Source organism: Streptomyces sp. NPDC008121 (genome assembly GCF_042957155.1).
Taxonomy (GTDB): Bacteria; Actinomycetota; Actinomycetes; order Streptomycetales; family Streptomycetaceae; genus Streptomyces.
Genome location: NZ_JBIBHT010000016.1, coordinates 1 through 16,443 on the forward strand (window position 1 = coordinate 1; position 16,443 = coordinate 16,443).

Genomic DNA, 16,443 nt, shown 5'->3' on the forward strand with positions numbered 1-16,443 from the left:
GGAAGGCCTGACGGCCGAGGGCCTGGCCAGGGCGGAACGACTGGGGCGGAAGCTGTTCCAGACACTGCCGCTGTGAGTGTGCGGGCCCGACGGCGCCGCCCTGCGCGACATCGAGTCCGCCGCCCGCGCCTGCGCGCGGCGGCGTCCGGGACGTCCTGGCCTTCGACTGCCTCAAGCTTGCCGAGACTGAGCGCCTGCGCCAGCTGATCTGGTGTGCCGGTCGCCTCTGGCCCCCAGCGAGCACATCCCGCAGGACGCCGGATCCGGTGCCATACGTGCCCGAACACAGCTGTCACCGGCTTCAAAATACGCTGCCAAGTCAACCATCGGGACCGGGCATGCGCTGCTGCGTGCCTGCCCTGTAGAGCGGGTTTCGTCGGCACGGTCCCGGAGCTCCCGGCCTGGAGATACCGTGGGGACACATGCCAGAGAATGCCCAGGAGCCCCGGATGAGCGAGCAGATGGCCCCCGTGCCCGACCGCCAGCCCCTCGATGAGCACGCCGCCGCTTCCGCCCGCGCGTACGCGGCCGAACAGCGCGCGAAAGCCGACGTCCTCGCCTCGGTGCTGGAGGACATCGCCGCCCACGGCTACCCGTCCCCGGAGACCGGCGTGCTGTGGGAGGAAGCCCGCGGCGCCCACCTGGAGCGCCTCGCCGGCGAGCAGCGCCGTGTCGCCTGAGCACGCGCCGCGCCGGTCCCAGGTCGTCCTGGTGGAGCCTGCTCTGAGCCAGCTGGCGAAGCTAGCGGCTGCCGAGACCCACCGCCTGGACCGCGCGATTGTCGCGATCAGCGTAAACCCCGAGCTGGGAACTCCAGTGCCCTGCACCCTGCTGCGCGACTACGTCGACGACATCGACGGGGTCCGCGTCATCTACTACGTCACGGCTCTCCGGCAGATCACGATCGTCGCGTATGTTGAGGCGTAAATGCCTCTCAAGCGCCCATGCAGCGACCCGGGCCACCAGTCGTCTCCGAGCCGGTCACCGACTACATCCGCTACGAGCACGCCATCACCCCGCTCAACCTCCAGGCCGGAGAGGACGTGCGCTGGCTGCCCCGCCGTCACGCCTCCGACATCCCGCTGCCCGGCAACGACTTCTGGCTGCTGGACGGCCGGCTCGTGCAGTTCCACCACTTCACCGGCACCGGCGACTGGGCCACCAACGGCAAGGAACGCACCACCGCCCCGGCCGCCGTCGCGCTGTGCGCCACCGCGTTCGAGACCGTGTGGGAGCGCGGCATCCCGCACGAAAAGTACACCGTTCAGGCCCCCTGAGCAGCCCCATGACCGCCTCCCCATCGTCCAGCGCACAAGCGGCCCGCGAGGCCCTGGCCGTGCGCTTGCAGCACCTCCGCAAGGACGCCGGCCTCACCGGGAAGGACCTCTCCGCCCGGTGCGGCTGGCACCCGGCGAAGACCACCCGCATCCAGAAGGGCGGCACCCCACCCTCCGACGCGGACATACGGGCCTGGTGCGCGGCCTGCGACGCGGACGACCAGGCCGACGACCTCATCGCCGCCGCCCGCGCCGTCGACTCCATGTATCTGGAGTGGCGCCGGCTGCACAAGGACGGCATGTGCAAGGTCCAGCAGGATTGGAACACCCTGCACGAGCAGACCCGCGTCTGCCGGGTCTACGTCTCCAACGTTCCGCCCGGCTTCTTCCAGACCCCCGGCTTCGCCACCGCCCTCATGGAGCAGATCACCGATTTCCAGGGCACCCCCAACGACGTCGCCGAAGCGGTCGCCGCCCGCATCGCCCGCTCCCGGTTCCTCTACGAGGGCGGCCACCGCTACGTCGTCCTCATGGAAGAGTCCGTCCTGCGCCACCGCACCGCCGGCCCTGACGCCATGCGCGGGCAGCTGCGCCACCTCCTGGCCGTGATGCCGCTCGCCTCCGTCTCGCTGGGGATCATCCCGTTCACCGCGCAGCGCACCGTGTGGCCGCTGGAGGCGTTCTACCTCCACGACGACACCGTGGCCGTGGTGGAGACGCTGACGGCGGAGATCAAGGTGACGCAGCCCCGCGAACTCGCCGACTACGCGCAAGCGTTCACCCGACTCGCGGAGATGGCCGTCTACGGCGACACCGCACGCGCTCTCATCCGGGCCGCGAGCGACGCCCTGGAGTGAACTTCCGCAATTACCCGCAATCTCGTTGAGCAAGGAGCGGGCGCCTCCGTAGCGTCGAACGACACCGACGCACCCAGTCACACGGAGGCGGTGCCCATGAGCGCACCCACACCCGCTGGCCCCGAACTGGAAGGCCCCGGCCCCCAGCCGCCCGCATCGACCCGGCCCCGGCCTCGCTTCAGTGGCCGGACGACGTGGAGCAGTTCCTCTACGACTTCGGTGACGACGACCACTTCGTGACCGACTACGGCAGCATCGACCTGCGCGAGATCACCTGGTGGCTCGAGACGATCCCGGCCGCGGACTTCCATGGGATGCCGACCGGAGCCTCCGACGACGGCTGCATCGAGGAGTACGCCAAGGGGGCTTGACCCTGGATGTTGGACACCAGAGACACTCGGACCTTGATGGTCCGGGTGGACAGGAGTCCTGCACCGGTGGGGATGATTCCTAATACCGTTTGTCAAGCCTCCAGGCGCACGGGCGGCACTGGTTCGTAGCGCCGTTCATCCCTCAAAAGGGCCCAGAGGACGTTGACACGGCGGCGGCCGAGCGCGAGGACGGCCTGGGTGTGGCGCTTGCCCTCGGCGCGTTTGCGATCGTAGAACCGGCGGGATTCTTCGCTGCGCTGGATGCTGAGTAACGCGGAGGTGCAGACGACACGTTGAAGTCTGCGGTTGTATCGCTGGGGCCGACGCAAGTTGCCGCTGATCTTCCCTGAGTCCCGTGGCGCCGGGGCAACTCCGCCGAAGCCGGCGAGCCGGTCCGGAGTACCGAAGACGCTCATGTCGCCGCCGGTGGCGGCCACGAATTCAGCGCCGAGGGTGACACCCACTCCGGGCATGCTGGTGATCACATCGAAGTGTCGGTGGTCGCGAAATCGGGCCTCGATGAGCTTGTCGAGCTCGGCGATGCGCAGGTTGAGGCTCAACGCGTCCTTCGCCAGCGTTTGTGCCATCCGAGCGGTCAGATTCTCCCCGGGCAGGCTGGTGTGCTGGCGTTCGGCGGCCTGGAAGGCGGCCTCGGCAAGCTGGTCGGGGTTGCGGACGCTGCGGTTGCGGAGCCAGGTGGTCATGCGCCTGGCGCCGAGCCGCCGGATGCCGTCGGGGGTTTGGTCGCGACGCAATGGTGATGAGTCTTTGCTGCGTCGATGCCGGCCCAGATCGCGGCCATGTAGTACCTCCGTGCGGTGGGTGCTGGTACCTCCCGACGGACGACCTCGCTGTCGATTCCCTACGGTGCGATCATTCGCAATTCCTAATTGGCAGCCGAGTCGTCGTGGGGCGACGGGCGGCCAATCATCCATAGCCATCGAAGGCAAAGCACTACAAGCCACACCCGTCGCCCCTGGGTGGGAGAACCATACGAAGGGCTCGCCCTGTCCCGCAGAACAACGTAGGGAAGCACTACCCGCCGGAGTTCAAGGCGGACGCGGTCGCGCTGTACGAGTCGCGGCCGGGATCGGCTATCCAGCAGGTTGCCGAGGATCTCGGGGTCAGCCCGGAGACGCTGCGCAACTGGATCCGGGCGGCCGGCCGACGCACGCCCCGGGCCTCGACGTCGGCAGCTCCGGCTGCGGGCAGCGCGTCGCTGGAGGCGGAGAACGCCGCCCTGCGCCTGGAGAACGCCGAGCTCAGGCAGGAGCGGGAGATCCTGCGCCGGGCGGCGAAGTATTTCGCCGGGGAGACGCGCTGGTGAACCGCTTCCAGTTCGTCGCCGATCATCAGCGCCGTTACGGCGTGAAGCGGTTATACCGGGTTCTCGGGTTGGCCCGCTCTCGCCGACCTCGAGGCCCGAACCGCCAAAGAGACGGACCCGGAGGAGTCCGGGCGGCTCCTTGCCGAGTACAGCGCCTGCGGGCAATCGCGGCCGCAGTGGAGCCCGGCCGGTGACCGAAGAGCCCCACCCACATGCCCGCCGTGGCAGATGGACTGGACTGCCGGGGCCCGTCACACCTTCGGCAACATGCCCGCCGACGGCCGCCAGCTCGTCCTGGCCGTCCGCGCGGAACTGATCACCGCTGTCGACCCGGACTACCGAGGAATCGACGCCGACGCCCACCTGCCGCACTGGATCAACGTACGCCCCCTCACTCCCACCAGCCCGGGCGGCGAGCACATCGCCGACCTCGCCGGCGGTCGCGGCCGGCTGGCTCATCTACACCTTCATCCGCCGTCACGCCGAACCACAGATCATCGTCACCGACGCCTTCTGGGCCTGACTACTGGTCCTGTCCAGCGGGATCAGGTGCCCCGCCAGCCGACGTACGTTCATGCCCACTGCCCGCCCAGCTCCCGGGGTCTGTCAATCGACGGCCTCACCTTCGGCGGCAACATCATCGTCTTGCAGACCTCGGGGGCGACGAACCGTTTCGAACAGCAGATGATGTGTTTCTGCAGCGCGTGCACTGGGCTCGCGTTATGACCGCACGAACGTGCCGGGGGGCGGGGTCTGCCCGCTCACCAGATACCGGTCGATCGCGTCCCGGGCCTGCCCCGGCAGCAAGTAGGAGGTGTGACCGTCTCCTTCACGGGTGAGCAGCACGGAGCCCTTCATCTCGGTCAGCATCTGCTGTGCCCACACGTAGGCGGTGGAAGGGTCGTACAGAGAGTTGATGATGAGCGGCGTGGCACCGGGCGTTGCCACTGCCGCAGAACGGTGCGGGTTCACGAACGCCGTTGGCCACCGCATGCATCGCGTGATGTACCCGTAGGACTGCGACGCGCCTTGCGTCCGCGGCGCCACCACCTTGGCCATCGCCATCTGCGTCTTCAGCGCTGCATAACCACGGACGCTGGAACGGAAGTCAGCGCAGCCAACGGCGAGCCCGGAGAACTCCGGGTCATCCGCGGTCTTGATCACACGCACTGACAGGCCGCTGGCGTCACCCTTCTCCGCCTTCGCCAAGGCCTGCCCGAGGTCCTTCCACCCGGGAAGAGAAAGCACGGGCAGCCCGTCTCTCGCCAGCAGGTACTCCTGCGCCCTCAGCCGGATGTCCTCCCCCGTCACCTCAGCCCGGCATCCGCCGCTGCTCCTGCAGTCCGGGGCCGGCAGGGGAGCCTTGTCAGCCCGTGCGACCAGGTTGGAGAAGACAGCCAGTGGGTCCCTGCCACGCAGGGCGCACTCTGCAGCCTTCCGGCACCATTGCGCGAACCTTTCGAGGCTCCGCTCGTACGCCACCGACTCGTTCTCGTGCAGGACGACTGCCGGGAGGGAGTGCACCAGCGCCCCGTCCAGAGCCAGCCGGCTCACATGGCGCGGAAACAGCCGCGCGTACTCCTCACCGATCTCGCTGCCGTACGACAGGCCCAGGAAGCTGAGCTTTCCCTCCCCCAGCCGCTCGCGCACCACTTCCAGGTCACGCGCCACACTGACCGTGTCAAGATGGGCCAGCAGCGGTCCCGTCATCCGAAGGCAGCTCTCGCCGAACGCAGCGTACTTAGCCTCCAGCCGTGCATAGGCGGCCGGAGAGGAGGGGAACAGAGAGACCGGCTTGTTCCACAGCCCGGGATCACACCGCACCGCCGGTGTGCTCATCCCCACCCCGCGCGGATCGAAGCCGATGATGTCGTACCGGTCCCTCACCCCTTTGCTGAACACGCCCCCTTCCCCCGCCTCGAACGCAAGCCAGGCGGACGCGGCGGCACCAGGCCCGCCGGGATTGAACACGAGGCTGCCGAGACGCGCGCCCGGACGGCGGGCAGGCAGCCTTGTCAGGCCCACCGTCACGTTCCGCCCGTTCTGCAGCGTCCAGTCAAGCGGCACCTCGACCTGCGCACACTGCATTCCCGGTACGTTAGCGGCCCCGCCCCCGCACTTCCCCCATCCGATCCCGCTGCCGTCCCCGCTGCCCCCGGCATCCCCGCCGGCCCGCGCCGGTACCGCCAGCAGCGGCGCGGCCAGAGCCAGCGCGAGCAGCGGCAGACCTATCCGCCACCAGCCGACTGCACGAACGCTGGCCATCCTGCCTCCCAGACTCACAGTTCCCGGCATCCAGCAGCGCCGGACGGGCTCAGCCTCGCACGTAGCCTGGCACCAGGCCATCAGAGACCAGGCCCGCCAGAGCATCCGGGTGAGCCTCGCAGCACCTGATCCTGCACCAGTAACCCCAGGTCACAACTGCAAGCTGAGCGAACCTGCAACGGTTCGCGGTGCAGGCCTGGGGGACGGAGGGGGGTCTGTCTAGTTACTGAGGATTTCAGGGCGGGGTCGGTGGGTTGATAGTCAGGCCGGAGGCACTGAGGCAGCCGTCGATGAGGCGGGGTCGGAGCTGGATTCTGCGTAACTCGCGGCGGAGTGTGCGGTCGAGGTCGTCGGTGGTGTCGAAGGCGGTGTTGGCCGGGCCTGCATCAAGCGCGCCGGGGACCGACGCCGCGACGAAGAAGCCGCCGCGGAGGCCGCCGCCAACTGCTTCCTGCGGGACCAGGTCCCGCAGGACGAGGCGGCGCGGGCGGCCGCGATGGCCACCGCGGAGGGCTGGTTGCGGGCCGCGGAGGCCGAGGAGCTGCGGTTCCGCCTGCTCCTGAGCGCCCGCGGCGTGTACGGCTCGATGCTCGACCACCAGGTGACCGAGCACCTGATCCGCTGGCAGGACCGTAGCCCGGAGCCCTTCGGACCGGCGGTGCTCTCCACCACCGGCGTCCGGATTGCGGCACCGCCGAAGACCGAGACACCGCCGGGGTCCGGCTGCGGCCCGGCCGATGAAGAGCCCGACGACGACGGCCCTGCCGAGGGGGAGCCGGCCGGGGACCCCGCCGCGTGGAACGCCGCGCTGCGCAGCGCGGAGTGGCAGGCGTGGAAGGCGGAGCAGGCCGCGGCACGGGAACGGCGGACCGCCGAAAGGCTCGGCGCGCTCACCGGCCGCTAGGCCCCCGCCGTCCTGCCCGCACCCCCGGGTGCGGGCAGGACGGGCACCCGCGGCCGGCACGGCCGCATGCAACCAGTGCATACCTGATGGGAGATACCCATATGCCCAGCACAGAGGCTCTATTACGGCTCACCGTTGCCGCTCTGATGTACGCCACGGGCGAGACCCAAGCCGATCTGGGCCGCGGTCTGCGGCTCAGCCAGGGGCAGGTGTCCCGCAAGCAGACCTCAGCGGCCGGGGGTTCGCCGTGGACGCTGGCCGACCTCGACCGGCTGTCGGCGCACTACAGCATTCCGGTGCCGGATCTGCTGTGCGGGGTGGACCACGCCGTGAAGCGCCTACCGGCCCGGCGCCGCGCCGCGACGGTTGGCGGACTCCAGACCACCATCACCCCATAAACCCCCTGCCGACCCACAGGCCCCCAGTGCGGCCCGTAGAGCGCCGATCCCCACCCGCCGCGCCTCTCTCGGGCCGCATGACCGCCCGTTAGGCCCGCAGGCGGCCGCTCAGACGATCGCCCGGCCCCGGCCGGAACAGCACGGAGGACACCATGACGGCAGTCGGCGACGGCCTCGACCTGGCCGTGCAGAAGGCCTTCACCCGCCCCGCCCCCAAGACTGCGCCCGCGCAGGGTCCTGGTACGAAACGGGTCATGGCCGTAGGGCGACTCCCGGTACCGTGGGGGTGCAGGCCACGGGCGGAGGGGCGGCGGTGAAGCGACTGGGCCGGCGGCTGTGGAACAGCCGGATCATGTGGTGGCTGCGCAATGTCCTGCCCTGGTGTGAGGACCCTGCGGCGGTGACCGAGGGGCCAGCCGTGCCCCTGGAGGAACTCTTCTGGAACATGGACGCGGGCCCGAGCACCTGGCGCAACCCCGACTGCCTGCACCGCGGCAAGGCCGCTGCCTGCCCGCATCACGGCCTCGGCACTGCTGTCGGCCGCGTCAACCTTTATCGAGGGATGCCAGGCATGCATACCAGAGCCCCCGAACCTGTAGTAAGGATTTCTCTCACCCTTTTCGAGGGTCATGGCCCCGAAGCGCTCCAGGCCCATCTTTTTTGCGAGGGGGCCACTGCCGCCTCAGCGGTGTCTGCTGCCTGATCTGGTACGGCACCGCGGCTGCGCTCCGGATCAGAATCTCCGACCTCCAGCCCTTCACAGCTAAACTCAGCGGCGTCGAGGAGCACTACTATCCATGATCACCCACCCTGACTCCACTCCACCACGTTTGGTCGACACCTACAACGTCGCCGTAAAGCCAGTCCATCGCCCACTTGCTGAATCCCAGATCCCTCCGAATCCAGCCAAGTAGGGACAGGTTGCCTTGGGGTGAAATCTCCCTGATGCCAAGCGTCTTGTATTCCTGGAGCTGTATGGCGGCGTTGCGGTGCCATTTTGCCTCGCCGTATTTGTACTCGAGCTTTTGGGCGAGGGAACTGTTTTTGACGGGACCGTGTGATTCTGCCCAGGCCTTCACGGCGCGAAGGTCCACCAGTGCCGCCCGGTTTTTCTGCATGACTTCGTCGAGTGCCTGCAAAAGTTCTGCTCGCCATTCATAAAGCTCGCTCCGGTACTTGGCCTGAACGTCCCGTGGCGTTTGGCTTACTGTCACGCCATCCTTGACCGTCTCATACTTCGTAGTCGAGAGATCGAATACATTCACATTTTCGGTGGCGGCGATATGTGCGCGCTCTTTATAAATGGCTGCCACAACTTGGCGTATGGTATCACCAAAAGCGGAATGGGTCTCCTCAGCGCGTTTGAAGGCGGATTTCGCTTTCATGACTTGGGTGAAGATGTTGAGGGGTTCTGCGCCGATGCCGAGGGTGAGGCCTGCGGCGCCGAGGGTGATGGCGGCGATGTTGAGGGGGTCGTCGAGCTGGGTGCGTCCGGTGGCCTGGGCGATGGTTTCCAGGAGAGCGCTCGCGCCGTCGAGTGCGGCGCCGGCGAGGGCTATGGCGCTGCCGATGCCGAGGGGGCCGGTGGCAGTGATGGTCGCGGCAGCGGTGATGACGAAGGTAATGGCGGCTGCGGCGAGGGTGACGCCGATGAGGAGCCAGCTGCCCCAGTCGGGGATTTCGGTGGTGCCTTCAGGGTCGATGTTGGTGACGGGGTTGGCGCCCATGGCCTGGTAGCGGTTGTGCCGGGGTGCGGGGTCGGGGGTGGTGAACCGTCCGGTGCCCGTGTCGTACAGCCGCCGTTTCAGGTATTGGGTGCCGCCCGGGTCGGTGTATTCGCCGGCGAAGGTGAACGGCTGCCGCCCCGCCCCCGTCGGCCCGCCAGGAGCGCCTTCCGCCTGGGCGGGGGTGCCGCCGGGGTGGGCGTGCTGGCCGTAGTCGGTGTACTGCCAGGCCTGGGAGACTTCACCGCTGCTGGTCGTGAGGGCGGTGGTGTTCCCGTGCCGGTCGGCGATGAGGTAGCCGGCGCCTGTAGCGGCCGCCTGGTCTGCGCCGGTGCCGGTGAGGGTGCGGGCGTGCCGGGTGCCGGCCAGGAGGTAGGAGGCGGTGACTGCGGAGTCATGCCCGGCTGTCGTGTCCTGCGCTGCCTGTGCGCTGCCGTCGTGGCTGGTGGTGGTGTGGGTGTCGTTGGTGATGGTGCCGTCGGGGCTGTAGTAGAAGCGGGCGGTCCGCTCCCCGTTGCCGTCTGCGCCGCTGCCGCTGTCTGCTCCGGCGGGGGTTTGGGTGGTGGTGGCGCGGGTGCCGTCGGCCCAGTAGGTGTAGCGGACGGTGGTTCCGTCGGGGGCGGTGTGGGTGGCGGGCTGGCCGCGGAGGTTGTACGTCCACCGGGTGCCGTCATGGCCGGCGGTCAGGTTGCCGTCCGTGTCGAAAACCTGCTTCCGGACAGTCCCGCTGCCCTCATCCCCGCTGCCGCTGGTGGTGAGGGTGGTGAGGCGGCCTGCGCTGTCGATGCCGTTCTCGGTGACTTCTGTCTTCCCCGCCTGGTCTCCGGTGTGGGAGGTAGTCCGGGTGCTTTTGACATCGCCGGAGACGTTGAGGGTGTAGGCGGTGGTGGTGAGTTTCTGGCCGCCTGTAGCAGAGACTTCGGATCCGGTGAGGCGGTTGTACGCGTCGTAGGTGTAGCGGGTGGTGGTGGAGACCGGCTGCCCGGGGGCGTTGGTGCCGTCCGTACCGGCGGCGGGGCGGGTGTCGGTGCGCTGGGTGAGGTTGTTGTGGCTGTCGTAGGTGTAGGCGGCCTCGGTGATGACCTCACCGTTACAAGTGGTCTTCTCGTGTCTGATCTGGTGGGCGCCGGTGAACTCGGTTTCGGTGACCACGCCGTTGCCGCGGTCAGTCTTGGTGATCCGGCCGAGGCTGTCGTAGGTGTAGGCGACCGACGCCTTCACCGGGCTGTTCTCGTCGTCGCGTTCGTACTGCACCGCTGCCTTGAGGGTGCCGTCGGGGTTGTAGGTGTAAAAGGTCGTCAGCCCGGCGGTGTCAGTGGATTTTTCCAGCTCCCCTGCGTCGTTGTAGGCCTGCCGGACGGTTTTGCCGTCCGGGTACGTCGCGGACGTGGTACGCCCGTCGGCGTCGTAGGTGTAGGAGATGCGGGTGCCCTCAGCATCGTCCGGGTCCCAAACGGCGGTCACCTTTCCGGTGTGCGGTTCGTAGTCGTACCCGGTCTTCTCGCTGGTTTTCCCGTCGGCGGAGGTGACCGCGGTTCCGGTGACCTGTCCGGTGTCCTTGTCGTAGGTGTAGTGGGTGCGGATCCCGGAGGGGGCGACGGTTTCCTTGACCTGTCCGCCGGGGGTGTAGGCGAAGGAAGTTTTCGTGCCGTCGGGGCGGCGTTCCTCGGTGACCTGTCCGGCGGCGTCACGGATGAGGGTGGTGCCGGACCTGCCTTCACCGTCGGGGTTTCCGCCGGGGCCGGCGGTGAGGGTTTTGACGACGGGCGCGCCGGTGAGGTCCTGGGGCACCGTGGCGGTGACCGGCTGGCCGGGGAAGGCGTCGGTGTTCTGCGGGGTGAGCGTGGTGGTCTGGGGGGTGCCGGCTTTGCTGTGGGAGGGGGTGACGGCGACATCGCCGGACACCGCCCGGGCGGTGCGGCCCAGACCGTCGTACGCCATGGTGCTGCCGGGTTGCCGGGTGCCGTCCGCGTACGACGTGCTGGAGGCGATGGGCCGTTCGGCCTGGTCGTGGGTTTGGGTGGCGGTGAGGACCGCTTTGGCGGGGTCGGTTTCGCCTGCGGGGAGGGTGAGGGTGGTGACGGTGGAGGTGTCAGCGGTGGCGGCGTCGGCGTAGACGGTGAGTTCGGTGATGCCGCTGGGGGCGGTGGTTTTCACCGGTCGGCCCAGTGCATCACTGCTGGTGACGGTGGTCCGCCCGGCGGTGTCGCTGATCTTCGCGGTCCGGCCGCCGTCCTCGAACACCACCGCCTGAAGCGTCCGGGCGGCCGGATCACCGGTGAGCTGGCCTCCGCGGATGTTGTCGGTCTGCTTCACGGTCCGTCCCAGCAGATCCCGCTCTTCCACGGTTACATGCGGTTTGCCGTCCTGGCCGGGGGTGGTGACGGTGGTGGTGAGGGGGGTGTAGGCGGTGGTGGTGATGAGGCCGTCGTCTTCGGGGCCGCCCGGGATCTTGTGGGTGACCGGGCGTGCGGCGTGGTCGTAGCCGGTTTCGGTGGTGCGCCCGTCGGTGCCGGTGGTCCGGACGGCCTGTCCGGTGACGAGGTCGGTGACCGTGCTGCTGGTCCCGGCCGCAGTCGTCACGGTGTCGGTGCGGGTGTGTGCGCGGAAGTCGACGGCGGTCTTGTAGGTTTCGGTGACCTCATCCGGGCCCTCGACACCCACCGGCTTCGCCCCGCCGGCCCAGGTGACGGTCTTGCCGGTTATCTCGCCGTGCCCGTCCACGCTGTATGTGGTGATGGTGCGGGCGGCCGGGTCCTTCTCGTCCTTGTTCTTCACCAGCTGCCGGGTGGAAGCGATGCTTTTCCGGTCGCTGGTGAGGGTGTTCTCGGTGACGGTTTCGGCGCCGTCATGGCCGGTGACGGTGACCCGCACCGGCAGACCGAAACCGGCCGGCTCCTCCTGCGGGCCGTCACCGCTGCCGCCCGGGCTGTCGAGGGCGGTGGGATCGTACGCGGTGACCGTTTTCGTGCCGGTCACATCCGTGCGCTCCGTCTCCCGGCCGTGCTCGTCGAAACGGGCCGTCTCGGAGGTGGTGCGGGACTTCCCCGTCGCCGGGTCATGCACGGTGACCGTGGCGCGGACGGGTTTGCCGTAGTTCGCCGGCAGCACGGAAGCCGGGGGCGGGGTCTGCCCGTTGTCGCGCTCGCCCTCGTAGGCGAGTTCCTGGGTACGCACGGAGACCGGTTCACCGCCGGTGTTGAGGGTGGCGGTGCGTTCCTTGAGGAGGTGGAGGCTGTTGTAGACGGAGCGGACCGTGGAATGCCCGTCGGACAGTTCCGTCACATACCGGTAGTCCGCATCCGCACTGTCGAACAGCGCATCCGCGGAGGGGTACTGGCCGCGGCCGGTGAAGTCATGCCCGGCATGCTCGCCCTCGGTGCCGAGGCGGAAGGTGCGCTCGGGGGTGAGGTTCTTCCCCTGCGGGTCGGTGACCTTCAGCGAAGAGACCACGGGAAACCAGTGCGGCTGGCTGTAGCTGATGCGGGTGACTGCGCCGGTGGGTGCTTCTACCCGGGTCAGGAGCCGTCCGGGCATGCCGTCGGGGGTGTAGTCCCAGGCCAGGGAGGTTTTCTGGTCCTCTGGGTAGGTGACCGAGGTGAGCCGCCCGTCCGCCAGGTGCAGGACGGTCTCCGGCCGCTTTTCGTCGCTGCGGACCGGTGAGGTGACGGTCACCTGGTCCTCGCGGCTGTAGTCGAAAGTAACGGCCTGCCCGTAGGCGTCCACCGCCCGCACAAGCCGGTGCCGGCCCTCACGGACCTCCCACGCATAGGCGGTCTGGTTGCCGTGGGGGTCCTGCTCGGCTATCAGGTCGCCTTCGGCGGAAAAGAAACTCTGCTGCCCGCTGCTGTAGGTGAGGGCCCACCGGTAGGCCCGCGGCACATCCTCCAGCCCGTCGCGGCCGGGGAGGGTGCCGGGGGTATCACGCAGGGCAAAGTCCTTCAGCAGATAACGCCGGACACCGGTGCCGGTGGTATCGCCCGGGGCGAGCGGATAACTCCCCCCGGACGCGGTGTGCAGCGTCCCGCCGCCGTCGGGGTCGATGAACGGCTTGCCCAGGCCGATGCCCTGCCCCAGCCCCGAACGGTCCACCCCCGCCGCGGCCGCATTCTGGTCATACGCCAGGGCGAGTTCCACCCCCGCACCCCCGCGCCCCGGCAGCGACACCAGCGGCAGCACCATGGCGAACGCACCCGTCTGCTCATGGATAGTGCCGCTTGCCCCGCCGCCCATCGCGACCGTGCCGGACACCCCGCCGCCGGTCACCGCCGCAGCAGCGGCGGTGCCGGCGCTGGCGGTGACCACGGGCACGGTGGTGACGGCCATCACCACCGCGGTAGCCAGACCCACCCGCCGCAGCCAGCCCGCGCGCCGCCGCCCGCTCCCGGCCGCTCTGGCCACGCCAGGGGAATCAGCGTGCAGAGGGTGCGGCATGACATCTCCAGCCGGGACAGGCATACAGGTACCGGACCAGCCAACCGGCCTCCCGTCCCGGGCAGAAGGGGGCGACCGGTCCCCGCACCGCATGACCAGCGGCAGGCCGGCTGGCCGGCGCCCCAGAGCCTGCCGCCAGAGACCGGAATTAGCCTGCTGGCAGCAGGGGCGGGCCCGCTGGACCCTGGAGATCACGCTGAGCTAGCCCGGCCCGCCACCCTGGCCTTGGGACGGACCCCGCGGCTCCGAGAGCAGCAGGTACGGCGCCATAGCGCCCTCTGGACCCATCGAATGAGAACGGCCCGGTACTCCCGCTGGTGCTGGGAGAGCCGGGCCGCTGTGCTGGATCTTCAGCCGGCGAAGCGGGCGTCCTGGATGGTGGTGATGAGGACGGCGAACGCCGCCATTTCGAAGGCAATGGCGGGGCCCCTCGGGTTCTTCGAATCGCGAACGGCGACACCGCCCCAGGGCGGCACGTCGGCGATCTCGACGCACTGGCTCTCCCCCGCCGGAGTACGACGACTTCCGCCACTGGCGTAGTGTCGAGCCGCATCGTTTCGATGAACTCGTACCTTGCCCGCTACCGGGGATCCTTCGCGAAGTACGCCGCGCATTCTTTCAGGAAGGAGTTCTCCATCTCCAGTTCACGGATACGCCGGTCCTGTTCCTTCAGACGTGCCCGCTCATCGAGCGTCAACGGCGTGCCGGCCGCCGGCTCCTTCTGCTTCCGGTACTTCTTTACCCAGCCCCGGAGCGTCTCCGGATTCAGTTCGAGCTCGCGAGCCGTCTCCGAGATGGTCTTACTAGAGCGGAGTGCGATCTGGACGGCTTCCTCACGGAACTCCGGGGTGTACTTACTGGGTGGCGCCACTTAGTGCTCCTCGTTTCCTTGACAGGACAACCCTATTGGGTCCTTGTCCACAAACTTCGGGGCACCTCACTGGTATGAGCAGGGGACAGCAGCCGAATGCCCAGCCGGGGCATACCGTCTTTACCCAGGCCGGCCCACGTAATGGCCGACAAAGTCGCCAAAGGGGACGGCCTTCAGGGGCCCCCCGACACTGGCCTGCACCACCGTGTCGCCGCCCAGGTAGATAGTCACCGGCCCGTTCGTGAGATTCGTCGTGAACACCACATCCCCCGGGAGCCTGCTGCTGGGGCCGAACTTTTCCGGCATGGCATTCCACATATCACTGGTCCTGAAATGTCTGAGCTCCGCGCCTCCCTGCTGCCACGCCCTGTACACGAACCCTCTGTCAACAAACGAACAGCCCGATTGCTGCTCGTGCGTAATATTGGAATCCCAGCTGAACTCACAGGAACTGACCTGCGCCTCGACCTGAGCGCAGGCCCACTTCACAACGGCGTTTGCCGCGGGGGAAGAACGCGGATCCTCCTGGCAGTAGACATCCTCTGCAGGCTTTGACGGCGCCGCATGCGCAACGCCTGCCGGGACAATGACCGCAGACAGGGCAAGCGCGGCCAGGTCCCGGGAGAAGAGAACCATCCTCATTGCATTCCACCTCGTGTGAACCGGATCGTCTCCGCCGACTGGCGCGAGACCCAGCACGGCAGTGTTGCGGACGGGAGATCCTCCGGCTGTCCCCCTACCAGCCATCGCCCGGGCCAGCTTCCGGAGCCAATCGCCGGCGCAAGACTCCCGGATACCTTCCCGTTCCGCGAAGGTATCCGGGAAGGAGGACTGCCGCTGTTTAGACGGCTGTAGTACCAGCCGGGCGGCAGAAGCCGCAGAGAACCACTGCCGACCCTCTCGGTCCAGCCCTCCTCGATCCCCGCCCGGATCGCCTCGGCCCGCCGCGTAAAATTCAGCTCCAACGCACCGCCCAGCGCCACGGACCGGCCCCCGACACCTTGCTCCGCCAGCCGACGGACGGCCTCGACGGCCCATCCTGCGTGGTCGTCATCCCGGACTCCCTCCCCGTGAAACGGGACGCTGTAGGTGGGGCTTGTTGGTGTGCGGGGTGGTGGCTGACCTGGTGGTGCGGGCGCCGGAGGCCGGGGTGCCGGTGCTGCTGCTGGAGATCGACCGCCGCAGCGAGGACGCGCACGACCTGGTCGTCAAGCTGCGCCGGTACTGGGAGTGGGGCCGGCTGCTGCCGAAGGACGCGGTCAAGCACACCGTGGACCTGGTCCGCTCCCGGCCGGACGCGATCGAGACGGTCGATCACGAGCAGCGGCTGTGGCGCAGGTTCTACCCGCCGACCGGCCGGGAGGGCCTGGTGCCGGTGGCGTTCGAACACGGTCGCCGTGCTGGAGGAGGCCGGCCGCCGCTACTGGGCGCCGCGCCGGTACGACTCCCTCTACGAGAAGGCGGTCACCGCGAAGGACTGCTGCCAGGCGGTGCCCGTCGTCGTTACCACTCCTGGAGCAGCTCCAGGAGCACGGCGCCGGTGTGGCGGTGTGGCGGCGGCTGGGACGCAAGGAGGAGCAGACGCTGAGGGCCGCGCTCGACAACCCCGACGGCCACGCCCTCTACCGCGATCAGGAGGCCCGCGCCGACGCACAGGACCAGCAGCGCCGGGCCGCACAGCGCGAGGCGCAGCGCCCGGTGTGCACGCGGTGCGGAAGGAAGTTCACCGACGATCGCTGGGAGGAGATCACCGTGCACCGGACCGCCGTCCGGGCCGGGAACAAGTCCGTGTGCGGCCCATGCCGCGCCAACGACATCGCCCGCGTGGAGGCCGCCGCCGAAGCCGCCCGCCTCCAGGCCGCCACGCCGCCGGAGCCGGAGGACGGCCCCGAGCCGGACCGGGGCCGCGGCTGGTTCCGCCGACGGACCTGACTTGGGCAAGCCACCTTCGCCCCACCGGGCGTGGCCGCCCCGCCCGGCGGGACGGGCCGTGAAGTCTTGGCGCCGCCGTACGG

The 16,443-nt window shown here is 68.8% G+C and carries 15 protein-coding genes and 3 pseudogenes; 12 read left to right on the top strand and 6 right to left on the bottom strand.

Annotated features, from left to right (window positions below; all coding sequences use genetic code 11):
• Positions 1–449 precede the first annotated feature (449 nt).
• The 4 genes and pseudogenes from ACFZBD_RS32420 (at position 450) to ACFZBD_RS32435 (ending at position 2,505) form a co-directional block, all read left to right on the top strand.
• Positions 450–680, top strand: a complete 231-nt coding sequence (locus ACFZBD_RS32420) for a hypothetical protein (protein WP_391146727.1) — start codon at positions 450–452, stop codon at positions 678–680.
• Positions 681–965: 285 nt separating this feature from the next.
• Positions 966–1,277 (top strand): annotated as a pseudogene (locus tag ACFZBD_RS32425) (DUF6879 family protein); the annotation flags it as partial.
• Positions 1,278–1,285: 8 nt separating this feature from the next.
• A complete protein-coding gene (locus ACFZBD_RS32430; protein ID WP_391146730.1) occupies positions 1,286–2,134 on the top strand; it encodes a Scr1 family TA system antitoxin-like transcriptional regulator in 849 nt (282 codons plus the stop codon).
• A gap of 194 nt (positions 2,135–2,328) precedes the next feature.
• The gene (locus ACFZBD_RS32435; protein WP_391146733.1) at positions 2,329–2,505 is read left to right on the top strand and encodes a hypothetical protein; all 177 of its coding nucleotides are present in this window, start codon (positions 2,329–2,331) and stop codon (positions 2,503–2,505) included.
• A gap of 92 nt (positions 2,506–2,597) precedes the next feature.
• Here ACFZBD_RS32435 and ACFZBD_RS32440 read toward each other — a convergent pair.
• Positions 2,598–3,248, bottom strand: a pseudogene (locus ACFZBD_RS32440) (transposase); the annotation flags it as partial.
• A gap of 326 nt (positions 3,249–3,574) precedes the next feature.
• Between ACFZBD_RS32440 and ACFZBD_RS32445 the strand changes: the two are divergent.
• Positions 3,575–3,832 (top strand): transposase, encoded by a 258-nt coding sequence (locus tag ACFZBD_RS32445; RefSeq protein ID WP_391146822.1) that lies wholly within the window; start codon positions 3,575–3,577, stop codon positions 3,830–3,832.
• A gap of 267 nt (positions 3,833–4,099) precedes the next feature.
• Entirely contained in the window at positions 4,100–4,558 is a 459-nt protein-coding gene (locus ACFZBD_RS32450) for a hypothetical protein (protein ID WP_391146735.1), read from the top strand.
• On the opposite strand, the gene ACFZBD_RS32455 is transcribed toward ACFZBD_RS32450, so the two are convergent.
• The gene (locus ACFZBD_RS32455; RefSeq protein WP_391146738.1) at positions 4,553–6,097 is read right to left on the bottom strand and encodes an alpha/beta fold hydrolase; all 1,545 of its coding nucleotides are present in this window, start codon (positions 6,095–6,097) and stop codon (positions 4,553–4,555) included. The genes ACFZBD_RS32450 and ACFZBD_RS32455 overlap by 6 nt on opposite strands.
• A 496-nt stretch (positions 6,098–6,593) precedes the next feature.
• Here ACFZBD_RS32455 and ACFZBD_RS32460 point away from each other — a divergent pair, with 496 nt between their 5' ends.
• The 4 genes and pseudogenes from ACFZBD_RS32460 to ACFZBD_RS32475 all read left to right on the top strand — a co-directional run bounded on the left by ACFZBD_RS32460 (position 6,594) and on the right by ACFZBD_RS32475 (position 8,102).
• The gene (locus tag ACFZBD_RS32460; RefSeq protein ID WP_391146742.1) at positions 6,594–7,001 is read left to right on the top strand and encodes a hypothetical protein; all 408 of its coding nucleotides are present in this window, start codon (positions 6,594–6,596) and stop codon (positions 6,999–7,001) included.
• Positions 7,002–7,102: 101 nt separating this feature from the next.
• Positions 7,103–7,399: an acyltransferase gene (locus ACFZBD_RS32465; RefSeq protein WP_391146745.1), complete on the top strand. Its 297-nt coding sequence runs from the start codon at positions 7,103–7,105 to the stop codon at positions 7,397–7,399.
• 152 nt (positions 7,400–7,551) lie between these two features.
• Positions 7,552–7,632: pseudogene (locus tag ACFZBD_RS32470) on the top strand (XRE family transcriptional regulator); the annotation flags it as partial.
• An 80-nt stretch (positions 7,633–7,712) separates the two neighbouring features.
• The gene (locus tag ACFZBD_RS32475; RefSeq protein ID WP_391146746.1) at positions 7,713–8,102 is read left to right on the top strand and encodes a hypothetical protein; all 390 of its coding nucleotides are present in this window, start codon (positions 7,713–7,715) and stop codon (positions 8,100–8,102) included.
• An 88-nt stretch (positions 8,103–8,190) separates the two neighbouring features.
• On the opposite strand, the gene ACFZBD_RS32480 is transcribed toward ACFZBD_RS32475, so the two are convergent.
• The 4 genes from ACFZBD_RS32480 to ACFZBD_RS32495 all read right to left on the bottom strand — a co-directional run bounded on the left by ACFZBD_RS32480 (position 8,191) and on the right by ACFZBD_RS32495 (position 15,070).
• Positions 8,191–13,449 carry an RHS repeat-associated core domain-containing protein gene (locus ACFZBD_RS32480; protein WP_391146749.1) on the bottom strand — a complete coding sequence of 1,753 codons (5,259 nt, stop codon included), beginning with the start codon at positions 13,447–13,449 and terminating at the stop codon, positions 8,191–8,193.
• 458 nt (positions 13,450–13,907) lie between these two features.
• Positions 13,908–14,171: a DUF397 domain-containing protein gene (locus ACFZBD_RS32485; RefSeq protein ID WP_391146753.1), complete on the bottom strand. Its 264-nt coding sequence runs from the start codon at positions 14,169–14,171 to the stop codon at positions 13,908–13,910.
• Positions 14,138–14,428, bottom strand: coding sequence for a transposase (locus tag ACFZBD_RS32490; RefSeq protein WP_391146756.1), 291 nt, complete (start codon positions 14,426–14,428; stop codon positions 14,138–14,140). Before ACFZBD_RS32490 ends, ACFZBD_RS32485 begins: the two co-directional genes overlap by 34 nt.
• Positions 14,429–14,548: 120 nt before the next feature.
• Entirely contained in the window at positions 14,549–15,070 is a 522-nt protein-coding gene (locus tag ACFZBD_RS32495; RefSeq protein WP_391146759.1) for a hypothetical protein, read from the bottom strand.
• A gap of 469 nt (positions 15,071–15,539) precedes the next feature.
• Here ACFZBD_RS32495 and ACFZBD_RS32500 point away from each other — a divergent pair, with 469 nt between their 5' ends.
• The gene (locus ACFZBD_RS32500; RefSeq protein WP_391146762.1) at positions 15,540–16,016 is read left to right on the top strand and encodes a hypothetical protein; all 477 of its coding nucleotides are present in this window, start codon (positions 15,540–15,542) and stop codon (positions 16,014–16,016) included.
• Complete coding sequence (locus ACFZBD_RS32505) at positions 15,971–16,360, top strand: hypothetical protein (protein ID WP_391146766.1); 390 nt, start codon at positions 15,971–15,973, stop codon at positions 16,358–16,360. Before ACFZBD_RS32500 ends, ACFZBD_RS32505 begins: the two co-directional genes overlap by 46 nt.
• Positions 16,361–16,443 lie beyond the last annotated feature (83 nt).